Here is a 21684-nt window from a genome sequence, read left to right on the forward strand (position 1 = left end):
GACACTACCGGGAAGATTAGTACTCAGAAGGTGTTGGAATACATCAACGACCCACACCACGGCTGAATAAATTCAGCCTGTGCGCTTATATCCCCCAGTTAGAAACCGGGGGCTTTACGCTGCTCTTGGTAATGTAACGACCGATAGCAGGGTTTTGACCCAAAAGCTGATCAGAAGAGCTGATGGTGAAAAACAAGGACCACGCTTGGGTCGCGTTGATGGTCTCAAACTGGTTGAATTCGGGAGTGAAGATCTTAGCCACGAGGTTGACTCCATAGAACGGTGCGATTGCATCCAAAGCTTAACAAAAGTTAATGAAAGCTGCCATGTGCGCCACAACACACCGGCAGTCCTCCAGGGATCCGCGGAATCGTTGGGAACTCTCATCGGAGTCCCAGTCGGCAACTCTATAGGGGGCAAATGGCCTAACGCAGCAACACTTTCGGAGATAGCAGCAAGGTCAGGGATCCCTGGCGATAGTCAATACGGCCTTCCGAAAACCGCACCTGGGCCAAGCCTGCCTTTTTGATGGTGATGGCTTCTGGATGAGCATGGCTATTGGTAGATCGTAGTCCTGTTGCCGCTTGCACCCACAGGCTCAAATCCGGTTGGTGCCCCACCAACGCCAAAGAAGTCAGGGGATCCTGCTGGGTTTGCCAACGCACCAGATCCGCCAGACTCCCGCCGGGAGCCAGTGGCTCAAACACTTCCACTATCTTGGAGAGACCCTCATCGGCAAAAATCTCAGCCGTTTGCCGAGCCCGCACCAAGGGGCTGGTCAGAATGAGGTTCCACCGCCAGCCCATCTCTTTCAGTTGGCGAGCAATTTTGCGGCAGCGTTTGCGGCCCTCGTCTGTCAGCGCCCGAAAGGCATCTTCCATTTCCGCCTGGGGTTCCTCGGCGATGCCATGGCGAACAAAATCCACGGAAAGTCCCTCCAGCGAGTTTTTCATCTCCGCTGCAGAGTGATCCTCACCGCTGCGTCCGACCTCAGACACCATGAGCACTCTCAAACCCCGACTTTCTCAGGATACTGCTCTCAAGGCTGCCTCAGAGGTCAAAGGAACCGGAGATCCCCTTCAGGGTCACCCTGGGTTTGAAAGGCGCTGGCTTACCAAGGTACGCCCCTCCTGGGTATAGAGCTGCCAGTAGTTCCAGTAGTTGCCAAACACTGACTTCACATAACCACGAGTTTCCGCGAAAGGGATCTGCTCCACAAACAGATCCGGATCCGTGAGGCCGTACCGATTCAGCCATCGACCTACATTGCCGGGGCCGCCGTTGTAACTGGCCAAAGCCAGCATGGTGTTGTTCTGGTAGGTGCGGTGGGTATAGTCCAAATACCAGGATCCCAGGTACAAATTATCCGCCGGGTTGGTGAGGCTGTATTGAGCCAGACCGATCTGCTGCGCAATCCATTGCCCTGTAGCAGGCATCACCTGCATCAAGCCCACAGCCCCCGATACAGAAACGATCTCCGGCTCAAACCGGGATTCCTGCCGAATCAAAGCAGCCACCATCAGCGGGTTGAGGTTAAATTGCCGCGCCCAGCGGGCCATACCGGATTGGGTGTAGGGATCCCCGCCCCAAGAATTGTCTGGGTTGGCATAGTAGTGCAGAGGGTAAATGGCTTGCCAGAAATCCTGTCTCTGTTTCAGTTCAGCCAGTAAGGGATCCGGATCCTCGCTGAAGCGCAAAGCCGCTACTTGGTTGATGCCCCGCAGATGCTCCCCAGCACTGTTGCGTAAAATACCCGTAACAAAGCGTTCTGGGATACTCATCTGGCGGGGATCCCGTTGCACGGGGGTTTCTCCTTGCCAGCGTTCCCAGGCCAATTGGCTTGCCCCAATCAGATGAAGGGTTTGTGTGGCCTCGGAAACCTCCGGTAGCGGTAGGCGCACCGGCTCAAAATCCACCTCCACCACTTTGCGACCACTACTGAAATCACCCACTGGCCAACCCAGTTGTACCGCTGAGCGCCAGGCGTAGTAGGTATGGGGAAACTGGTTCAACACCAACTGATAGGTCTGTCGGGCTGCTGCCGCATCCCCCTGCTGTTCCCGCCATTTGCCTGCCCAGTAGAGCAGTTGCGCCCCCATTTCCGTATCCCGCTGACGGGATCCCACCTGTTGGGCAATGGCAATGGCCGAGTTGAGGTTGCCCGCCTGGGCTTGGTTCCAGGCACTCGTCCAGGCCGCATTGGCAGCGGCTTCGCTCTCGGGAAAGCGATCCCACAGGGCTTGGCGGGTGGCCTGGGCCGATTGGGGGCTGGCATTGCGGTCATAAAGTTGACTGAGGCTGAGGAGAGCTTCCGGGGCATCGCTATTGGAAAGGGATCCCACCTGCTTGAGCAGTTCGATGGCGGTGGGCACATCGCTGAGTTCCGCCAAACGGCGACGGGTCAGGGAGGCCTCCGGCCCCTCTGGAAATTGAGCCAGGGCAGCTTGGTAGGCGGCAATCGCTTGGGGAAACTCCCGCGAAATTTGGTGGCTGCGTCCCCAACGATAGAGATTTTGCGAAGTGGCAGGGGCACGACCATAGGCACGCGCCGCTCTGCCGTATTCCCGTTGTTCCCAATAGGCATCGGCAATGATCTGCCAATCTGCAGGAGAAAGGGATCCCTCTTGCGCTTGCCGCCAGCGATCCAACAGCGGCGTTAACCCAGAAGTTTGCGGATGATGTTGGGCCAAATCTCGCAGCAGGTCGTAGCGTTCAGGGTTGAGACCCAGCAAATACTTAAGAGCACGTCCGGTGACCGGGTGGGTGGGAAATTGCTGCCGCAGTTGATCCACATAGCCCATGCCCCAGAGGGCATAGGCCGCGACCGGGCTATTGGGGTATTCCTGTAGAATCTTGGGCCACCAGATGCCCTGGGCTGTTTCTTTGTCTTGTAACTTTTCGTAGGCTTGGGCCCGCAATTTCCAAATTTCATCCCTAAGAACAGGCAGGCTATCTTCTAACCCCTCTAAGTAGCGGAGGGCAGACTCGGCCTGGCCCGCTTGCAGAGCTGAATAGGCTTGCAGAAAGGCAGTCGCGGAGGTTGCAGGAAGTTGGTTGGCCTCTACGGGGTTGGAAGCCACTTCCAGAGGTTCTGCTTGAGAGCGGTAATCTCCATTGGCTGACCAGGATCCCCAGATCGCTCCACCCAGGGTGGATCCCGTCATCAATACGCCTGTAGCCAATCCTGCCCAGAGCCGTTTGTTGTTTGTCAGGATCTCCATGCCTTCTCTCCCCACAATCTTCGACCACAATACTGAACCTGACTTCAATTGAGCTACTGAAAAACGTGTTTCTGATAACACTCTGTGGCAACCCATGGACAGCGGTAGGGTTGGGAAATCTGGACAGTGCCGCTGTGGCGAACTACCTTAGAGGCAATTCTTTTTGTCCCAAGCTGTTTCGTGTGGTGGGATCCCATGCTCAGACCCAGTCTTCTTTTTTCTGGATCAGTCCTGTTGGGGGTATTGTCGCTGTTGCTGATGGGCGGTGAGTGTGGCTTGGTGGCACGACGGCAGCGCCCAATCACACAGGTTCCTTTACAAGCTTTGGCGGAATCTACTGGCACGTCCGATCCTATTGGTGGGACGGAGTTGGTTTGGTTCTTTGAAGACGAGCCGGATCCCACACCGCTGTTAATTAACCAAGCCCAGCTCCAAGAGCGGGTAGAGCAACTGGAGCAACGCTCGCAATGGCACCAACAGCAGGCCTATGAGTTGGCCCATGAGTTACTCTCTGACCGAGTGGATCGACACGGGATCCCTCACCGCACGCCCATTGCGGCCCGCTTTAGCGCAGCATCCACTTCGTCTGCACGTCCCCGCCGGCAGGATCCCACCCTATCGCACCCCGCTTCTACCCCTGTTGCACCCAATTATCTGGCGCGGCTCACCCAGCAGATTGAACAGGAACCTGGGAATGCCCAGCTTTACTTGCAACGGGCACAACATTTCTGGCATCAATCCCAAGCAGATCCCTTTGCTTTGCCCCAACCGGAGCAGGCTTCTGCCATTGCTCAGTTGACTCTCTCTGCTCTGCGGGATCTGAACATTGCCATTGCCTTGGATCCCTATTTTGCCGAAGCCTATCTGCTCAAGGCCAAAATTCAATACGAGCGTTTGCAGGAACCAGAACAAGCGCTGGTAACCTTGTCTCCCTTAGATCGCTTTGCCTATCGCAACCCGCAACTGCACCTGATGCGCTCCCGCATTTGGGCTGAACAAGGACAATTGGAATCGGCCTTCGATGTTTCCCATCTGGCGATTGAGCTGGCCCAACAAGGCCAAAACAAAGCCGATTTATTTGATGCCTATGTCCATCGGGGCTTGATGTGGGGGAGCATTTGTGATTTGAGCTTGGCCATCCAAGATTTCACCCGTGCCATCGATCTGCTGCCTCATCGCGGCGATCCCTATTACTATCGGGGAATAGCTGCGGCCTATTTGGGCTCCAATCCTCGACAAGCAGCGGCGGATCTGGGCAGCGCCTTGATGTTGTGGCGGGCTTCAGGTACGGGATCCCCAGAACGGATCCAACATGCCGAGGCGGTACGGATAGAACTCTTACAACATTTGCAGAAATAGATTGGCATGGGTTTGAATTTCCGAGTCGATCCCCTCACCCCGTACACATGGGTAGCTGTATTACTTTTTTGTATTACTTTTTTAATTTTTTTAATGCGGGGTCTATTGCTTCGAGCAGGGCGTGGGAGGGTCGAGCAATCCACTGGAAGGTCATGATTGGCAAGTCAGCTGCAGCCAAGCCAGGATGATACAGATGCCCCCCTGCGGAAGACTCCGTCCCGATGGCGCGAGCGGCAGGATCCTGATGAGCCAACTGGAATGATGAGTCGACGACAATTGACAATCTCTGTGTCTTCTGTAGCCCTGATTGTGGCGACGGGGATGCTGCTCCTGTTGCTGTGGCAACTGCGTAGCTTGGTGCTGACAGTGATGATCGCGGTGGTGGTGGCGGCGGCACTGGCTCCTCTTGTGGATATGGCGGAGCGGATGCGGATCCCCCGGTGGCTGGCGGTGGTGGTGGTGTATTTGAGCCTAATCGCCGGGATCCTGGGATTGGCTCTGCTCATGGGCCCGACGGTGGTGACCCAGACCCAACGGCTACTGGTGAAGTTGCCTTCCTATCTGGAGCGTTTGCAACTGTTGATCGATACCTGGATTACGGATCTGGCGGGGGTGGATCCGGTGGTGATCGACTATTTGAACCAAGTCATCAACCCGCAAGCAGTGACGGGATGGGCAATCCGCTCCGGACAACAGTTGTTGGTGCAGTCCTTTGATTTCACCCGCGGTCTGTTGGGAGCACTCCTGACCACACTGCTGACGATTTTCATCTCCGGCTACATGTTGGTGAGCGGCTCCGGCTTGATCCAAGGTTTGGTTGAGCTCTTCCCCTATCCCTGGAATGAGCGACTGGCCCAACAGGTGCATCCAATGGCGCAGCGGATGGGGGGCTATATCCAGGGGCGCGTCCTGGTTTCCGCCATTTTGGGGGTGATGATCACCGTTTCATTGCGCTTTCTCGGTTTATCGGAGTTTGCCATTGCCCTGGGGGTGATTGCCGGGTTTACCAACCTGATTCCCTTTATCGGCCCGGTCTTGGGATCCCTGCCGGCTTTGGTGGTGGCAATTGTGCAGGGTGGCTGGACATTCTTGTGGGTGCTGATCCTCTATGTAGCCATCCAAAATCTAGAAACCTATGTGTTGGATCCCTTGTTGGTGGGATCCTCAGTGCGGGTTAAACCCCTCTATCAGCTGTTGGCGGTGTTGGGGGGTACGCAGTTGCTGGGAATCATCGGAGCGGTGATTGCGCCTCCTTGGGTGGCGGGGTCGGCAGTCTTGCTGGAAAATCTCTATCTAAAGCCGAAGCAAGAGGCGGAGATCCGAGAGAAACTTCAGTCACGCCCTGATCCGGGCACCTCGACTCAAGAACGGCTTCCCTCTGAACACAGTACCCATTACGCCAACGGGACAGAGTTGTCTGGGGCCGTGGGAATTCAGTCTTCTGCTGATCGATCTCTTGAAGTGGAGGAATTTGAGGGATCTAAAGAAGCAGAACTCCCCCTTTCGGGGCGCAAAGGTTAATCGGCTTTTGAGGGATCCCTGGTGACCGATTCGCGTCAGCGGGCCGTAGGCCAACCATTGGCCCGTTCATTGATGGTGGTGGGCACCTCTTCCCATGTGGGCAAGACCCTGTTGGTGACAGCTCTGTGCCGCATTCTCAAAAGAGCGGGAAGAAAGGTTACCCCCTTCAAGGCCCAAAATATGTCCCTCAATGCCTACGTGACTGCCGACGGCAAGGAGATTGCCTATGCCCAAGCCCTGCAAGCCTGGGCCGCCGGGATCCCGCCGACAGTGGAAATGAACCCAATCCTCCTCAAACCCCAGGGGAATCTGACATCGCAGGTGATTTTGAAGGGGATGGCAGCAGGCACCTACCGCGCCGGAGAGTACTACGAACGCTGGTTCGAACCCGGTTGGCAGGCGGTCAAATCAGCCCTGGCCCACCTGCAACAACACTACGACTGGATTATTTGTGAGGGAGCCGGTAGTCCAGCAGAGGTAAACCTGAAACATCGGGATCTGGTGAATATGCGGGTCGCCTTACACCTGGGATCCCCCACTTGGTTGGTGGCCGATATTGACCGGGGTGGGGCATTGGCTCACGTGGTCGGTACCCTCCAACTGCTAGAGCCGGAAGAACGAGCTTTAATCCGGGGCATTGTGATCAACAAATTTCGAGGCTCACGGGAATTGTTGCAGCCGGGGCTGGATTGGCTAGAAAACTACACCGGGATCCCGGTGGTCGGAGTTTTACCGTGGCTGGATTGGGCTCTCCCCCAAGAGGATTCGATGGGGATCCCAGACAGGGCCCATCCACAACTGCTAGAGAATCGGCGAGGGAGTTCCAGTCAGACGGATTGGAGGGGATCCCAGTTGGAGATTGCCGTGATTCGTTTGCCCCGGATCGCCAATTTCTCAGACTTTGACCCTTTGGCAGCAGAACCCACCGTCCATCTGCGCTGGGTTCACCCCGGTGAAGTCTTGGGATCCCCAGATGGGGTCATTCTCCCCGGTAGCAAAACCACCCTTGCTGACCTTCTGGTTTTGCAACAAACGGGCCTTGCCGATCAACTGCGTCAATATTCCGGACCCATTGTCGGTATTTGCGGCGGTTTACAGATGTTGGGGGAAACAATCAGCGATCCTGAGGGTGTAGAAGGCGTTGCGGGTACCTATCCTGGGTTGGGTTTTCTCCCCCTGACAACAGTCCTCGCACCGACCAAAGTGACCCGGCAGATCCAAACTCACAGTCTATGGCCCGGACAGGCTCCCATCTTGGGTTACGAAATTCATCAGGGATCCACTCAAACCAACCCTGCTGGCTGTCTGTCTCTGTTTGAACAAGAGAACTTAGGCTGGCGGGATCCCTCCGGTCGGGTGTGGGGCACTTACCTGCATGGGCTCTTCGACAACCACCTTTGGCGACGGCAATGGCTCAACCACCTCAGACAACAAAAAGGTTGGGATCCCTTGCCAGAACTAGAGGGGCACTACGCCCAGCAACGGGAAGCCCTCCTGGAAGAACTCGCCGACCAGTGGCAACCCCACCTCAATTTGAGCCTATTTCACCCTGTAAAGCCAAGCTCGGCTTGAAAGCACCTTGAGACCAAACCCAACTGGGAAGCCTCAAGCCGTAGCCTTTCAACTCACCCGCCTATTTAACCTAGACCTGATGGCTACAGACAGCTTCTGAATAATCTTTACAAAAAGACAAAGTTCGATTATGGCCCTTTCGCGGGTTTACTACAACAACTGTTGTGTCCTTACCTCATTTTGAAAGGGCTCCGGGGATTCCCCCGTGCTAGGTGACTAGCGAAAGGGCTGTAACAAGCTTCCATAGTTCCTTAAATGGTACCTAATAATGTGAACTTATTAACAAGTTGTCCCACGTTATTCCCATGATTTACGGATTGGGTAAAAGATATTGATACTGCCGCTCAGGTTTAACAGTAGTCATAATTACTGAACCATCTCTATTTCAGACGCTTTCAGAGCTAAAGTCACGAATAATGCATAGAATAAGGATAGACGGTAAAAATTGCGCTTATGGAAACAGTAAGACCTTTGGCTATCACATTGAAGCAGCATGTTTGTAGCCAGTTGAGTCAGTGGGCTAAAGAGCAACGATTGCTTCCCTCTTCAGCAGAGTCTCTGACGGATGAGGGACTTGCCGCGGTGGTGAGTCACTTCATCCAATGGGCTTTGGCTCAGGAAGTAAGTTCTACGGATAATCAGCTGGGAAAGGCACAAGCCTGAGTTTGGTTGATGAGCTCGCCTCTCTCAGGCAAAAAGTGACAGAACTGACCCAGCGTGTAGCTCAACTCGAGGAGATAGCCTTGATTTCTTCTCAGCAGGTTTCTTCTCACCCTACCCCAGCAGCTTCGGCATTCAAAGGCCGACCTTCTTCCAATGGGCGTGAATCCTCCACCTCCTCAGCCTTGATCCAAGATCGACCTGAAGAATGGCTCAGCACCGCCGATGCCTTTCGTGCTTTAGGTGGAGATCCTGAAGATTCGGACTCAACGGTTTCCAGCCTCGACGGCACCCGCACTGTTAAGTTTAATACTTTTCGTCTGTGGCAGTCTTCAGAAGCCTATGAGGCGTTTGGCCTAGAACTCAACCGCCGCCGTCGTCTCAGCAAAAAGCCCTGCCTTCGCTTCCTGTCTCCTGAAATGCCAGCAGTGAATGTGAGTGGAGAATCCGCGTAGTTCTAGCGTAGTTCTAACTTAAGCTGTCTTGCGGGAGCGTCGCTGTCTTTTCCGAGGAGAGGGCGGTGAGGGTTGAACAAAAAGATGTTGAACCAGCTCACTCGGTAGAGGTTGATGGAAAAGGTACCCCTGCGCATATTTACAGCCCATAGCCTTCAGAAGGGCAGATTGCTCGGTGGTTTCTACTCCTTCCGCAATGACCTGCAAGTTCAAGTCAAGAGCAAAGCTGACAATGGCACGAATTAGCTCTTCTGCGCCTTGTTGAGCACCGCTGAGGTCTTGGACAAGGAAGGGATTGATCTTGAGGGCACCAATCGGAAACCGATTGAGCTGATGCAGAGAACAGAAGCCAGATCCAAAGTTGTCAATATTAAAGGTGATCTCCCTAGCTTTGAGGCCAGACAATTTTGATTGAGTCTTTTTGCTGCAAGACATCATGGCATCTTCAGTAATCTCTAGCATCAGTTGGTTGGTAGGAAAGTGAACCGCCTCTAAGATTGAAGTTAGGCGAGGAACAAAGTCCTCTTGTTCTAGTTGTGAAGGAGATACATTGACACACAAAGATAGGGGCACAGTAGGCATGAAAATATCCTGCCACTCAAGCACCTTTTGACAAGCAGTAGTCAGAACCCACCAGCCAATCTCTACAGCTAGCCCAGAACGTTCTGCAATTCCCCAAAACTGATTGGGGGTGAGCAACCCTAGCCTGGGGTGAGCCCACCTGAGAAGAGCTTCAAAGCCAATGAGTTTGCCAGACTCCAAGGAAAGAATGCCATGATAGTAAACCTGCAGCTCTTGCCTACGAATGGCCTCTCTCAGCTCCAAATCTTCATCATGAGCCAGTTCGCAATAGTCCCTGGACTCAAGCTGCTTCGAAAAAGTCTGCTGCTCTGCCTTTGATTTTGATGGTGAGAGTTGTATGTTGAATCTACTATTACAGTTATGAAACTCTTGGTGCTTGACTTGTTTTTTAATAAAAGAGGATTGTTCCAGGGGAACAACTATGGGTGTTTCATGCAAAGGTACAGCATCTTCAAGTACCGTGATATGTCCTCTGAGCATGGGCTTTTGAGAATGATCTCGATAAGAGGTCAGATGCTCCTGCACCCATATTGCCTGACCCGTTGAACTCACTAACCGATACCTCAACGATTCACTATGGGAAGAATTTTCAGTAGCTGTTTTTCCTTCCAATAGACTCAACCTTGCCCGATGCACTCTTTGGCGATCCTCGGGATGAACAGCTTCCTTCCAAAGCAACTGGCTGGTTAAGTAGCGCTGTACAGGGTAACCCAGCAAGGCTTCCACCGACTCACCAATGTGATTGAGCATCAAGGTTCGGCCATCAGCTTCCCACAGGATCCCTGGCAGGGTATCGAGCAGTTGGCTGTAATTCTGCTGCAGTTGCCGGAGATGCATCTCACAGCGATGGCGCTGGATCCCAACACCCGCCAGTTGAATGACCTCCTCAATCAGCTGCCAGTCTTCTGAGCTAGGGGCACCTACGCACTCTCTGAATAATGCCAGAAGCCCAATAACGTTGGTACCCTCATCCAAAGCGAAGATCGGGAATACCCAGCAGGAGGCTAACCCCGAAGAGATGACCCAATCCCAGTGACTCCATCCTTGCTGGTTCTGAGTGATGTCGGCTTGAATGATTGGCTCACCAGTTCGGTAGGATTCCCAGAAGATGTTGTCACAGGGAGCCCTAAGGGAATGGTGCAGGGAACGCTGATAACTGGGAGGGAGATCAGTCATCACTATCGTTTCCATCTCTTGCTCAGTGCTGCCACCCAAATGCTGCACCTGTACGATCAGCCCCCCGCGGATAGAGTTGATTTGCTTTTGGAGATACTGGATCAAGTTTTCACCAAGCTCAAATAGGGGGATCCCCAATGCCACCATTGCCGACAAGTGATCAAAATCACCCAGGCTGCTGGATTCCTCTTGTTCAGACATCCCTGCACAAGATTGAACAGACGGGAGTACACCTACACTTGCCAGGGGCTTAGGGGTGGCTATGACTTCCTCAAAAAGGCTCATAAAGGTTATCCCAGGGCGTAAAGGCAAAGTTAAGCAGAGATATCAAATTCAAATCCGAACCTACTCCTACCCAGAGGAGCGCTTATCAGTAGGCCATAATTCGCTGACTAATAACAGTCCGCTAAGAGCAATATCCTGGTTCACACGACTTCAGCAGTTGTACTTACGTAAAAGCAGGCAGATTGGTGTAGTTAAAAATACAATTGAGGCCGATAGCAGTTGAAACAGCAACAGCCTACCTCCTGAACATCCGTGTTGTCACGGAGTTTCCCAGTGTGGACATGGAACTTAAGATTTTCTTTGGCTAGTTATAAAGAAATTCTTAAGAAAGATGGAACATTGGACTCGCCAGGTTAGAAAAGGCTCGATAGATTGCGTGAGATTACGGTTTAGATTACTGGGACTTGCGTTCACGCGCACTCCTTGTGGTTAACAAATGGTTAACAAGCTAAGGTTTGGCGATGTTTGGTGAGGCGGGATCTCCCTATGGCAGTTTGTCAAGTAAGGCTGCCAGATGGTTGTAGGCAGAGTCGACCCAGAGGTTTGCAGGGGATTGAGTGAGGGATGACGGTTCAGTTTCTACAGGGGTATCTTTCTAAACTTGCCAAGTGGCGCTCCCTTTCTGCCATTGAGAGGATTCTATTCCTTGAGGCATGGGTGCTTCTGCTAGCTGCCCGGTTCATGCTGGCGCTACTCCCCTTCCAAGTGTGGAGAGTTATGTTGCTAAAGCTGGCCTCTGTTCAGACTCCCCAGGAAGCGTCTCGCTCTAGAGGCTCAGGGGTGAAGCTTTCTCAAGTCATCCGAGCCATTGATCAGGCTAGCTCGCTAGTACCGGGGGTCAAGTGTCTGGCTAGAGCCCTGACGGCAGGGATCCTGCTGCGCCGATATGGATTTGCTCCCTCGTTGCAGTTGGGGGCAAGGCTAGACAAGTCTATGGATTTTTCTGCCCATGCCTGGGTGGTTTGTGATGGCAGTGTCGTTATCGGGGGGATCCCAGAACTCAGTCAGTATTCAATACTTCAGGTGCGGGAGGGGATCTCTCTATGAGTGGCATAGTTGGCTTTTGGGATTTTGAGAGAGGGGAGGTTAAGCCATGGCAACTGCGAGCAATGCTGGATCGGTTGAAGCATCGTGGGCCTGATGGATCAGATATCTGGTGGAACAAAGGAGTTGGTTTAGGCCACTGTGCACTTTGGACAACGCCAGAGTCCTTACATGAGGTCATGCCTTTAAGGGATCCCAGTGGTCAGGTTGTGATCACGGCAGATGCCCGGATTGACAACCGAGAGGAACTTTATTCGCTCCTAGGGTTAACGGGGTCAGAACGAGAGAAAGGGGATGGGTATGTCATCCTGCAGGCCTACCTGAGGTGGGGATCCCGTTGCCCGGAATACCTGTTGGGAGATTTTGCTTTTGCCATCTGGGATGAACCCCAACAACAGCTCTTCTGTGTCCGTGATCACATGGGGATTAAGCCCTTTTACTACAGCTACAAACCTGAGTTTGGCTTTGCCATTGCTTCTGAGATCAAGTCTTTATTGATCTTGCCCTGGGTCACAGACCATCTGAATGAGGAGCGTATTACCGATTACCTGTTAGGAGAATTTGAGGATCAGGAGCACACTTTTTTCCAGGATGTGTGCCGATTGCCTCCCGCAACATCAATGTTGATAAATGTTCGGACTGGACTCCGACAAGCTACGTATTGGCGCCTTGATCCGGAACAGAAATTAAATCTGCCCAGCGACAGTGACTATGTGGATACTTTCCACAACCTTTTCCAAGCAGCAGTCGCTTGTCGCTTACGCAGTACAGGCCCGATTGGATCCCATCTGAGTGGGGGGTTGGATTCATCGTCTGTTACCTGCATGGCCAAGAAGATACAACCCGAGACCGAACTACATACTTTCTCCAACGTGTTTGAATCCGTACAGGAGTGTGATGAACGGACGTACATACAGGCGGTTTTGGAAGCGGGTGAATACACTCCTCACTTTGTGGTTGCCGATCAACTGGGGCCACTTTCTGAGTCAGAGTCCATCTACTCTTTTCACGACCAAGCCTACTATGGGCCGACTCATTTTTTGGTGTGGGGTTTGAACCGGGCCGCTCAGCAAACAGGGATCCGCGTTGTTTTGGATGGTTTTGATGGAGATACAGTTCTTTCCCATGGTACGGGGTGGTTGCATGAATTGGCCCATCAAGGGGAATGGGAACATTTTGCAACAGAAATCTCGGCTCTAGCAAGTGGATCCCAAGGTCAGCGCCAGCTATTTCAAACCTTCGGTGCTCCACACCTACAAAAAAGGGCACAGCAAAGGGATTGGCAAGGCTTTTTAAATCATGCACAACATATCTCCAAACTCCTACCTGTCTCGCTGGTTGGATTATGGCTGCGTTATGGCTTAAAGCCTTTGTTACCCGATTTTGCAAAAGAGAAGTGGCTTTATTGGCGGACAGGTAAACATTCAGACTACTGGTGGAATCTTCAACTTCTTGATTCGAGCCGTGTCAACAATAAATCTCTAGATCAACGACTCGCAAAACTTAGGCAAAAAGAAGCTCTTCCACCCATAAGCGAACGCCAACAACATGCTTGTACGCTCACTACAGGTTTGATTCCTTCCATGATGGAGATCATTGATCTGTCAGCTGCCGCTTGCTATATTGAAGCTCGGCACCCATTTTTTGATCGTCGCTTAGTTGAATTTTGCTTAGCGCTTCCACCACAACAGAAGCTTAATCAGGGTTGGACGCGCCGTATTCTTAGACGATCAATGTATGGCATTTTGCCAGAAAAGGTGAGGCTAAGGCACAGCAAATCGAATATGGAGCCATCCTTCACCTATGGGTTATGCCAGGTCAACCGCAAGGAACTGGTTGAGATCCTCACCAGTAAAGTCATTGAACAGCATGGGCTAGTCAACCCATCTTTCATCCCGACTTTACTTAACATTCTAAGAAGAAAGGATGGATCCCTTAACCCACCAGAGACATTAGCAGCCTGGAAAATTAGCAACCTTCTAACCTGGCAAAAGATCAGTGGGAGAAGATGTATTTAAGACATTACGATAGGATAAATACCGTTGAATTTACACCTTAGAAGCGTTATACTAAAATCGCAATTTTGTACCTTTTTGGAGGTCTTTTATGAAGCAAGAATGGGGTTCCCCTTCTTTTGTTAAGCATGGTTCTTTCTCAGAGCTAACCCAGCTTTTTGGCAATGCAGGCTCTGATGTCTTGACTGGGCCTGGTGGCGTTGTTGTAGGTGACCCAGGCACTGGTTCCATTGATGCCTGTGCACAGATCGAAGGAAAGTGCATTTAAGTAGTTGGGTTAGCCTATGGGCTCTTTGAAATGATCTGGATTGGGGGCGGGATCCCTTGCCCCCTTTTCTAATAATCAAAGTGAGTGATATCTATGAAGAAAAAATGGAAGCTACCTACTCTTGAGAAATTTGGATCCTTGTCTAACTTAACTCAGGCATTAAATCCAGGAAGCGCAAGCGATTTAATACTTGGCCCAGATTTTGGCCCAATTGGTGTTGTAGGAAATTTATCCAGTGATGCTTGTCTTGTTGAAGGTAAGATAGGCCCTTGTGTGAGATAACCTTTTTTAAGGATTTAATGTATTTTTGTGGTGCTGTGAATGGCTACCTACATTGCTTACGGACTGCGAATCAAGTCCAATATTCCCTTTCCTGAACTGGTTGTTAGTGAACCAAGCGACACGGGAGATCTGGAGCCTGATGTCTGCATTGAATTTGGAGAAATAGACTGGGAGAAAGTGAAGGAAGCTGAGGTAAATTGCTCTCAGTCTATCTGTGGAATACTTAAGGATGGGATCCCTCTGGGTGACTTTTGGGTAAGTGGAGGGAACCTGATTCAAGTTCAGCCACTGCCTGGAATTGAGTTGGAGTTTATTCGCCCAATTATTATGGGGCCATTGATTTCAGCCTTGCTACGTCAGCGAGGTTTTTTAGTCCTTCATGCCAGTAGTGTTCTTTTGGGAGAATCGGCTTTTGTTTTCATGGGCCACTCAGGAGCAGGTAAATCTACTTTGGCAACAGCTTTGAATCAGAAAGGGTATCCTCTAATAACAGATGATGTAACGGCAATACGCTGGGATCCCCTTGAGGAAACTTGGCAAGTGCTGGCAGGCTATCCGAATGTACGTCTGTTACCCGACTCAGCAGAATATTTAGGTTACACCTTTGATAAGTTGTCTCTGATTCATCCCTTGGCATTAAAACGCAATAAGGCTTTACAGGAGGGTTTTGACCAGCGTTGCGTTCCTGTAGGTAAGATCTATAGTTTGGATAACACCTTTGCCTCGAAAACTTGGATCGAGATTCTTAATCATCAATCAGCAGTCATAGATCTAATCCGATTTACACGGGTTAGTCACTTGCTTCGGGATCCGGAGAACTTACGAACTCATCTTGAACAATGTACTCGTTTGGCAAAGCAAGTGAAAATTGCTCGGTTACATCGTCATCGTTCGTTGGAATACATACCTAACTTAATCTCTGATTTGGAAGTAGAGGCAGGACTTTCTACAACCCAGAAAGCCACGATATCCAATTTGGGAGAGCACCAGATAAATCTTTCTGTAATGTCAGTTTGAGCCCAAGGTTGTTATTGGTGAGAGAGTGAGTGAATTCATGACCCGGCTAAGACGGCTACTCCAGGCATTCCAAATATTAACTGAGGCAGCGGGAAAGTGGACCTGGGTTTGGCTGGGGTTATTGCTTTGGCAAGGGCTTCTGCCAGTTGGTACTGTCTATTTAACCAAGACACTGGTGGATGGCTTGGTAGTCGCATTGCCTTTGGGAACGCAAGGGATCTCTCTACTGATATGGCCGGTAACGGGAATGGCGAGCTTATTGCTACTCGGAGAACTAGGGCAATCAGCATTAGGTTGGGTAAGGGCTTATCAAGCGGAACGGGTCAGAGATTACATCAGCCTACTCATTCATCGCCAATCAACTCGACTGGATCTTGCCTTCTACGAAACACCTAACTATCACGACCAACTGCATCAAGCTCGAGGCGAGGCTAGTCAGAGGTCACTGGCTCTTCTAGAAAGCTGGGGACAACTGTTTCAAAATGGGATGAGTTTCTTGAGCATGTTTGTTGTGCTCAGCACCTACGCGCTTTGGTTACCACTCTTGCTACTCATCGGCACTCTTCCCGCCTTCTACGTCTTACTGGTCTTTAACCGTCAACATTATCGTTGGTGGAAAGAGACAACACCTGAGCGGCGATGGACTGAATACTACGATCTAATGCTTACTCAAAAGGTAGTGGCAGCTGAAGTTCGAATCTTTGATCTTGGAGAGCATTTCACGACTATCTACCAATCGATTCGCAAAACCCTTAGACAGCAAAGGTTGCGCCTGCTACGCAATCAAAGCTTGGGCCGTTTAGGGGCTTCTGCTTTAGGATTGGGTGTTTCAGGAGCGGCAATGGCGTGGATGTTTTGGCGAAGCTTGCAAGGTTTGGCTAGCCTTGGGGATTTAGCCCTGTTTTACCAGGCATTTAATCGGGGGCAAACTTTGATGCGATCTTTGCTAGGTAGTCTCAGCGAGATACACCAGAGCGGACTATTTCTAGAGAATCTCTTCACTTTTCTACAGTTGGAGCCTCAACTACAGGATCCCAAAAGCCCAAAACCCATGCCCTCAAAGCTAGAAAGAGGTATTGAGGTTGAAGGGGTTTACTTCCGTTATCCTGGAAGCCAAAGTTGGGCACTAGAAAATCTTGACCTGTTTCTACCAGCAGGAAAATTTACAGCAATAATTGGAGATAATGGCGCTGGCAAAAGTACCTTGATTAAATTACTTTGTCGATTCTATCAACCTGAGAGAGGCCGCATTCTACTAGATCAATCCAAGCTAGAAGAGTTTTCTGTTGAAGAGCTTCGAAGCATGATCACTGTTTTATTCCAATGGCCAGTTAACTATCAGGCCACGGTTACAGAAAACATTGCCATGGGAGATCTCAAGAGTCCCATTGAAGAAACAAGAGTTCGTGCAGCTGCTGTCATGGCAGGAGCAGAGGAAACCATTAATCGATTACATCAGAGATACGATACTCTTTTGGGAACTGCTTTTGTCAAAGGAACTGATCTCAGCGGGGGTGAATGGCAGCGGATTGCCCTAGCGAGAGCCTTTTACCGACAGGCTCCAATTATCCTTTTGGATGAGCCGACTAGCGCATTGGATCCCTGGGCTGAGTTAGAGTGGGTCAGCCGTTTTCGTAAGGTAAGCGAGGGAAAGACTTCCTTGCTAATCACACACAGATTAAATTTGGCTCGTCATGCAGATTTAATCTACGTCATGCGTAACGGACAAATTGTTGAGTCAGGATCCCACAACGAGTTATTAGCTAGCTCAGGATCCTATGCCCACTCCTGGAAAGCACAATTACAACAACAACCTATTGCCATTTAGGGATCCCACAGATGTTAACCTCTGGCAATACCCCATTGAGTCCAGAAGCAAAACTACTGCTCTCAGCATTACGTAAAGCATTAAATTGGCCACATCAACAAAACATAGATCACCAACTTAACCAACTTAACCAACTTAACTCAGTAGAGACTTATGATTCTGGGCTCTTGCTCAACCTTGCAATCAGAAATGGGGTAGAAGCGCTCCTTGAGGCTGGGTGGCAACCTGGAAATCTGCCCGAATGGCGGGTGAATTTGAGAGCATTTCTAAACCGAAAAAGGCTTCAGAATCTTAGCTTGCTTGGGGAGTTCCTCCAACTTCAGCATCGATGTCAAAAGGTAGGGATCCCGATCCTTGGATTCAAAGGCCCCATCTTGGCTCATCAACTTTTTGGAGATGTTACGAAACGTAGCTATTGTGATCTTGATATCCTAGTCGAAGAAGAAAATCTGGATCGATTGGCTGAGTTGCTACAAACCTCGGGATATCAGGCACGGCAGATTAGAGGATTTATCGAAAATGGAGATCGCTATTTTATAGATCCAAACAGGGGATATTGCATCGATCTACATTCAGCCCTTACTCCAAGTTACTACCCGATCCCGATTGATTATACGAAGCTCTGGAAAGAGGCAATTTCAATTAATCTTCAGGGTAATTCCGTATTAGCCTTCACGCCAGAGACCCTTCTTGTCTTGCTCTGTATTCATGGCACCAAGGATAACTGGCAGCAATTAAAGTGGATTTGTGACATTGCCCAGCTGCTGACAAGTTTTCCTAAGTTAGACTGGAACTATATCCATAGCCTAACCAATGACTTTCGGACTCGTCAGGCTCTAGTTTTGAGTCTAAATCTTTGCGAGGAAGTTTTTGGATCGTCTGACCTAATTCCAAAAGTCCCTGAGTTTAGATCTAGTCTCATACAAATAAATCTGATTCGACACATCACAAATCGTTTCTTTTCCCATTCAAGTCAGGTGCCTAACTTTCTAGAGAATTTGTTATTTTGTTGGACACGTAGACATGTATACCCCTTTCGCCGCTGGTTGGAGGAGAAGATACTACCTAACGAGCATGATAAGTCTTGGCTCAGGGAAATGAAGTTTTTAAATCAGAAACCTGTCTTCTGGATATTGGAAACACTATCACTACTGATAAGGCCAATACGACTAATCATTAAATCATCCTGCAAACTCCTAATTTAGCTTACAGAACTCCCTAAGCTTATCCAGCAACGGTCTTACAGTCCTTTAATGCTCCGCACCGCTGTCGCGAAGGGGATTCCCCCGTGCTAGGTGACTAACGGTCGCGCTAGCGTGCCCTTGGCGCAAAGGGCTGTAAATATGATATTGCTGGCATGATATTGCTGGCAAATTTGGGCAATGTCTGCGTCGGGAATTGGGATTTGAGCCCTTCGAGGCAAGGTTGTCATCTGGTTTAATTTTTCCATGTTCATAAAGCTGGTAAGGTTAGCATGAGGTCAGTACATTCCTGGAAAACCTCTATTTCAGGAAAAGGCTTTTAGCTCCCCTCTTGCTCTTGTGGTGTGGGACGAATCTGGAAGCCTTCTAGATCCTCAGGTGCTTCCGAACGTCGCTCTAGGGACTCCACCTTAGAACCAGGACTACCCTGTTCACACTAGGCTACCATTGCCTCCGCTAACGCGAGAGGATTCAGGCTGCTGCTCCAAGCGCCGCATGAGAAGATTCACCAAGCCTGCTAACACCAGGATTCCCAGCGAAATCCCACAGGCATACCCAATCGCTTGCCACAGCACGGGAGACATGAACATCACCTCACATTCGCAAAGCGTTGCGTAGCAATAACGCTTGTGCAGGAGAACTCAACCCCCATGCACCATAGCAGATGTCGGATCCCTTGAGTTTCCAGGCTCACCGAAACCCTGGGATCCAGAGGCTCTGGATTTGGATTTAGGCTGTGGCCAAGGCTTGGTAGTTGGCAATCCGGGCAAACTCTTTCGGTTCCAGACTGGCTCCCCCCACCAAAACCCCGTCAATTTGGGGTTGAGCCATGATCTCATCAATGTTACTGGCTTTCACGGAGCCACCGTACAGAATCGATAGATGCGCCTGGCCGACATGTTGGCGAATCAATCCAATCACACGGTTAGCCTCCTGGGCTGCACAGGTTTCTCCCGTACCAATGGCCCAAATCGGCTCGTAGGCGATCACCAAATGCTCCAGATCAATACCGGCCAAGCCGCGATCCAATTGCTCAAGAATCCAGGATTCTGTCAACCCTTGATCCCGTTGGTGCTTGCTTTCCCCGACACACAGGATGGGAATAAGGCCGTGTCGCTGCGCTGCTGCCAGGCGTTGATTGACCGTTTCATCACTCTCGCCGAAATACTGCCGCCGTTCACTGTGGCCAACAATCACATAACGCACTCCCAATTCCACCAGCATTGGGCCAGAAATTTCCCCCGTAAAGGCCCCTTGATCTTCCCAGTGAAGGTTTTGCGCACCCACCGCTATGCCGGATCCCTGAGTTTGCTCCACCACCACAGCCAAGTCTGTATATGGCACGCACAGAATCACCTGCCGCTCTGATACTGTTCGCGTCAGTGGGACGGAGTCCTGGGAAGACGACTGTAGGGCAGTGCCAAACTCTCTCAAAAACTCGCGGGCTTGAGCCTGAGTCTTGTGCATTTTCCAGTTACCAGCGATCAGGATGGGACGCAAGAGGGGATCCTCCGTAGGGGACAGCGAAGAAAAGGGATCCCACAAAAAGCAGGGGCAGTAACAGTAAGATGATGTGGATCCCAGGCTTCTGTTTTTTCGTATGTCACAGTGTATCAGCAAGCGGCAACGGGATCCTGCTCAGCCTGTCCGGGCAAGCGTTAGACCTCTTGAGCGGTTTCCTGTTCCAAGCTAGCGGCTATAGCGGCGACGCAATCTGGCCAAGGGGATCCCTGCTCCAGCTGCTGAACTGCAACTGCGTAAGTTTCAGGATGAGCTTGCAAAAGGGCTTGGCTCTGGCGCAGAAACCGATTCAGTTGGGCCTTTATTTTTGCGGAGGTGCCCAAAGGTTGAACGGAGGGGATCCCTGACAACAGCCGGATCACCTGCTGCCGATCCTGCGCATCCCCATCGGCTTGGCCATAGTGCAACATTTCCGCCGCTGCCCCCGCCATCCAGAAGGTGCCGTAGCGATCCACATCTCCCCATGGGATCCCCCCTTCAGTTTGCCACCGCTGCATAGGAGCCAGATCCAACTCTACTCCGCCATAGCCAGGGATCCCCCGCAAAAAGGCTTGCCACGGGTTAAGCACATACCCCAGCAACGGGATCCCGAGCAAATGAGCCACTACCACATGCCCGGCCTCATGACGAATCACCCGTTGTCGATACTGTGGCGAAGCCCAATCCAGCCAGGCTCCCAATAGGCCAGACAGCCGCCCACCCAAAGCCACCTGCTCCAGGATCAACAGCGCCACCCCCGCCACGCAAGGCAACGCTACCCGCGGCCCTAGCAACGTAGAAAATACCAAAGCCGCCACGATCAAAGCGGCACGAGTCACACCTGCCTCCGACATTCCCGCTTCACTCCAACACACCTCTGTTTTGCAAGCGGCGTAAAGAGTCTAGAGCTGCGGCTGCCACACTGTCGTGCGGATCCTTGGAGAGGTAGTTGAGAGCAGAAAGGCTCTTGGCAGAGGGTAAATTTCCTAAAGCTTGGGCCAGCCGTTGCCGTACCAGCCAATCCTCCGATTGGGCAAATTCCAGAATGCGATCTAGGGCCCGCAAGTCCCCCACTTCCCCCAATGCCGCGATAGCCGCCTGCTGTAGCAACACCTCCGGGGCATCCAAAGCTCGTATCAGCACTTCAAAAGCACGGGGATCCTTCAAGTTGCCCAGGGCCACCGCTGCACTGAAGCGCACCAGCCATTCCACATCCTCATAAAAGGCCCGTACCAAAGCCTCAAAAGCCCGCGGATCTTCTAAATATCCAAGCGCACCTGCCGCATCGGCACGGATCCCGTAGTCCGGATCCTGAGTCAAAATTTCCAGCAGCTTCGGTAGGGAAGCTTCTGTTTGCTTCACCCCCAGGGCAAAAACCGCAAAAGACCGCACCTGTAGGTTTTCATCATCCACCACCTGCAGAATCAGAGGCACCGCATCTTCATCTGGAACCTCGCGCAAATGGGCCAACGCCACCATGCGGTCAGCAGGCCGTTGGCTTTGTAGTTGCTGAGCAATCTGTTGTAAGCGAGCGGGGTTGACGGGATCCAGAGCCGGAGCAGCCATAGTCTTAATTAGTCTTAATAATTGTTTACACACTCTCAGTATGGCAGATTTCTTTTGGGCTTGGCAGGTTGGCTTGACGAGAGTGGGTATGGAGAATTGGCTTAGAGATCCCTTGCTAGACAAATTCAGGC

The 21684-nt window shown here is 51.3% G+C and carries 18 protein-coding genes and 1 pseudogene; 12 read left to right on the forward strand and 7 right to left on the reverse strand.

The window, feature by feature from the left end:
- Positions 1-66, forward strand: a pseudogene (locus tag JX360_RS13795) (IS200/IS605 family transposase); the annotation flags it as partial.
- A 359-nt stretch (positions 67-425) separates the two neighbouring features.
- On the opposite strand, the gene sixA reads toward JX360_RS13795, so the two are convergent.
- Together sixA and JX360_RS13805 are read right to left on the reverse strand one after the other, a co-directional pair.
- Positions 426-1001 carry a phosphohistidine phosphatase SixA gene (gene sixA / locus JX360_RS13800; protein WP_244352068.1) on the reverse strand — a complete coding sequence of 192 codons (576 nt, stop codon included), beginning with the start codon at positions 999-1001 and terminating at the stop codon, positions 426-428.
- Positions 1002-1085: 84 nt separating this feature from the next.
- The gene (locus tag JX360_RS13805; protein WP_244352069.1) at positions 1086-3221 is read right to left on the reverse strand and encodes a lytic transglycosylase domain-containing protein; all 2136 of its coding nucleotides are present in this window, start codon (positions 3219-3221) and stop codon (positions 1086-1088) included.
- Positions 3222-3416: 195 nt separating this feature from the next.
- On the opposite strand from JX360_RS13805, the gene JX360_RS13810 reads away from it, so the two are divergent.
- The 4 genes from JX360_RS13810 to JX360_RS13825 all read left to right on the forward strand — a co-directional run bounded on the left by JX360_RS13810 (position 3417) and on the right by JX360_RS13825 (position 8788).
- Positions 3417-4580, forward strand: coding sequence for a tetratricopeptide repeat protein (locus tag JX360_RS13810; RefSeq protein ID WP_244352070.1), 1164 nt, complete (start codon positions 3417-3419; stop codon positions 4578-4580).
- Positions 4581-4841: 261 nt separating this feature from the next.
- A complete protein-coding gene (locus JX360_RS13815) occupies positions 4842-6101 on the forward strand; it encodes an AI-2E family transporter (protein ID WP_244352119.1) in 1260 nt (419 codons plus the stop codon).
- 72 nt (positions 6102-6173) lie between these two features.
- Entirely contained in the window at positions 6174-7673 is a 1500-nt protein-coding gene (locus JX360_RS13820; protein WP_244352121.1) for a cobyric acid synthase, read from the forward strand.
- A gap of 743 nt (positions 7674-8416) precedes the next feature.
- Positions 8417-8788: a hypothetical protein gene (locus JX360_RS13825; RefSeq protein ID WP_244352072.1), complete on the forward strand. Its 372-nt coding sequence runs from the start codon at positions 8417-8419 to the stop codon at positions 8786-8788.
- Between the two features lie 18 nt (positions 8789-8806).
- Here JX360_RS13825 and JX360_RS13830 read toward each other — a convergent pair whose 3' ends face one another.
- Entirely contained in the window at positions 8807-10831 is a 2025-nt protein-coding gene (locus JX360_RS13830) for a sensor domain-containing diguanylate cyclase (RefSeq protein ID WP_244352074.1), read from the reverse strand.
- A 564-nt stretch (positions 10832-11395) separates the two neighbouring features.
- Between JX360_RS13830 and JX360_RS13835 the strand changes: the two genes are divergently transcribed.
- From JX360_RS13835 to JX360_RS13860, 7 genes are all read left to right on the forward strand, one after another.
- A complete protein-coding gene (locus JX360_RS13835) occupies positions 11396-11878 on the forward strand; it encodes a lasso peptide biosynthesis B2 protein (RefSeq protein WP_279611513.1) in 483 nt (160 codons plus the stop codon).
- A complete protein-coding gene (locus tag JX360_RS13840; RefSeq protein ID WP_244352076.1) occupies positions 11875-13893 on the forward strand; it encodes a lasso peptide isopeptide bond-forming cyclase in 2019 nt (672 codons plus the stop codon). Before JX360_RS13835 ends, JX360_RS13840 begins: the two co-directional genes overlap by 4 nt.
- A gap of 88 nt (positions 13894-13981) precedes the next feature.
- Positions 13982-14158 (forward strand): lasso RiPP family leader peptide-containing protein, encoded by a 177-nt coding sequence (locus JX360_RS18045; protein ID WP_425244413.1) that lies wholly within the window; start codon positions 13982-13984, stop codon positions 14156-14158.
- Positions 14159-14251: 93 nt separating this feature from the next.
- Positions 14252-14440, forward strand: coding sequence for a hypothetical protein (locus tag JX360_RS13845; protein ID WP_244352077.1), 189 nt, complete (start codon positions 14252-14254; stop codon positions 14438-14440).
- A 39-nt stretch (positions 14441-14479) separates the two neighbouring features.
- Entirely contained in the window at positions 14480-15457 is a 978-nt protein-coding gene (locus JX360_RS13850; protein ID WP_244352078.1) for a phosphoenolpyruvate carboxykinase (ATP), read from the forward strand.
- 37 nt (positions 15458-15494) lie between these two features.
- Entirely contained in the window at positions 15495-17285 is a 1791-nt protein-coding gene (locus tag JX360_RS13855; protein ID WP_244352079.1) for an ABC transporter ATP-binding protein, read from the forward strand.
- A gap of 11 nt (positions 17286-17296) precedes the next feature.
- On the forward strand, positions 17297-18490 hold the full coding sequence (locus JX360_RS13860; RefSeq protein WP_244352086.1) for a nucleotidyltransferase domain-containing protein: 1194 nt from the start codon (positions 17297-17299) through the stop codon (positions 18488-18490).
- Between the two features lie 428 nt (positions 18491-18918).
- Here JX360_RS13860 and JX360_RS13865 read toward each other — a convergent pair whose 3' ends face one another.
- The 4 genes from JX360_RS13865 to JX360_RS13880 form a co-directional block, all read right to left on the reverse strand.
- A complete protein-coding gene (locus JX360_RS13865) occupies positions 18919-19071 on the reverse strand; it encodes a hypothetical protein (protein WP_244352092.1) in 153 nt (50 codons plus the stop codon).
- A 145-nt stretch (positions 19072-19216) separates the two neighbouring features.
- Positions 19217-19987, reverse strand: a complete 771-nt coding sequence (tpiA, locus tag JX360_RS13870) for a triose-phosphate isomerase (RefSeq protein WP_244352094.1) — start codon at positions 19985-19987, stop codon at positions 19217-19219.
- A 158-nt stretch (positions 19988-20145) separates the two neighbouring features.
- A complete protein-coding gene (locus tag JX360_RS13875) occupies positions 20146-20841 on the reverse strand; it encodes a hypothetical protein (protein ID WP_244352096.1) in 696 nt (231 codons plus the stop codon).
- A gap of 7 nt (positions 20842-20848) precedes the next feature.
- The gene (locus tag JX360_RS13880; protein WP_244352098.1) at positions 20849-21553 is read right to left on the reverse strand and encodes a HEAT repeat domain-containing protein; all 705 of its coding nucleotides are present in this window, start codon (positions 21551-21553) and stop codon (positions 20849-20851) included.
- Between the last annotated feature and the right edge of the window lie 131 nt (positions 21554-21684).

It is taken from the genome of Thermostichus vulcanus str. 'Rupite' (assembly GCF_022848905.1).
In the GTDB taxonomy this organism is placed as follows: Bacteria; Cyanobacteriota; Cyanobacteriia; order Thermostichales; family Thermostichaceae; genus Thermostichus; species Thermostichus vulcanus_A.

Coding starts and splice junctions, on each gene's coding strand:
- JX360_RS13850 (WP_244352078.1), top strand. CDS start 14,480: ATGGCTACCTACATTGCTTACGGACTGCGAATCAAGTCCAATATTCCC.
- JX360_RS13805 (WP_244352069.1), bottom strand. CDS start 3,221: ATGGAGATCCTGACAAACAACAAACGGCTCTGGGCAGGATTGGCTACA.
- JX360_RS13810 (WP_244352070.1), top strand. CDS start 3,417: ATGCTCAGACCCAGTCTTCTTTTTTCTGGATCAGTCCTGTTGGGGGTA.
- JX360_RS13860 (WP_244352086.1), top strand. CDS start 17,297: ATGTTAACCTCTGGCAATACCCCATTGAGTCCAGAAGCAAAACTACTG.
- JX360_RS13875 (WP_244352096.1), bottom strand. CDS start 20,841: ATGTCGGAGGCAGGTGTGACTCGTGCCGCTTTGATCGTGGCGGCTTTG.
- JX360_RS13865 (WP_244352092.1), bottom strand. CDS start 19,071: ATGTCTCCCGTGCTGTGGCAAGCGATTGGGTATGCCTGTGGGATTTCG.
- sixA (WP_244352068.1), bottom strand. CDS start 1,001: ATGGTGTCTGAGGTCGGACGCAGCGGTGAGGATCACTCTGCAGCGGAG.
- JX360_RS13855 (WP_244352079.1), top strand. CDS start 15,495: ATGACCCGGCTAAGACGGCTACTCCAGGCATTCCAAATATTAACTGAG.
- JX360_RS13835 (WP_279611513.1), top strand. CDS start 11,396: ATGACGGTTCAGTTTCTACAGGGGTATCTTTCTAAACTTGCCAAGTGG.
- JX360_RS18045 (WP_425244413.1), top strand. CDS start 13,982: ATGAAGCAAGAATGGGGTTCCCCTTCTTTTGTTAAGCATGGTTCTTTC.
- JX360_RS13880 (WP_244352098.1), bottom strand. CDS start 21,553: ATGGCTGCTCCGGCTCTGGATCCCGTCAACCCCGCTCGCTTACAACAG.
- JX360_RS13830 (WP_244352074.1), bottom strand. CDS start 10,831: ATGAGCCTTTTTGAGGAAGTCATAGCCACCCCTAAGCCCCTGGCAAGT.
- JX360_RS13845 (WP_244352077.1), top strand. CDS start 14,252: ATGAAGAAAAAATGGAAGCTACCTACTCTTGAGAAATTTGGATCCTTG.
- JX360_RS13815 (WP_244352119.1), top strand. CDS start 4,842: ATGAGTCGACGACAATTGACAATCTCTGTGTCTTCTGTAGCCCTGATT.
- JX360_RS13840 (WP_244352076.1), top strand. CDS start 11,875: ATGAGTGGCATAGTTGGCTTTTGGGATTTTGAGAGAGGGGAGGTTAAG.
- JX360_RS13820 (WP_244352121.1), top strand. CDS start 6,174: ATGGTGGTGGGCACCTCTTCCCATGTGGGCAAGACCCTGTTGGTGACA.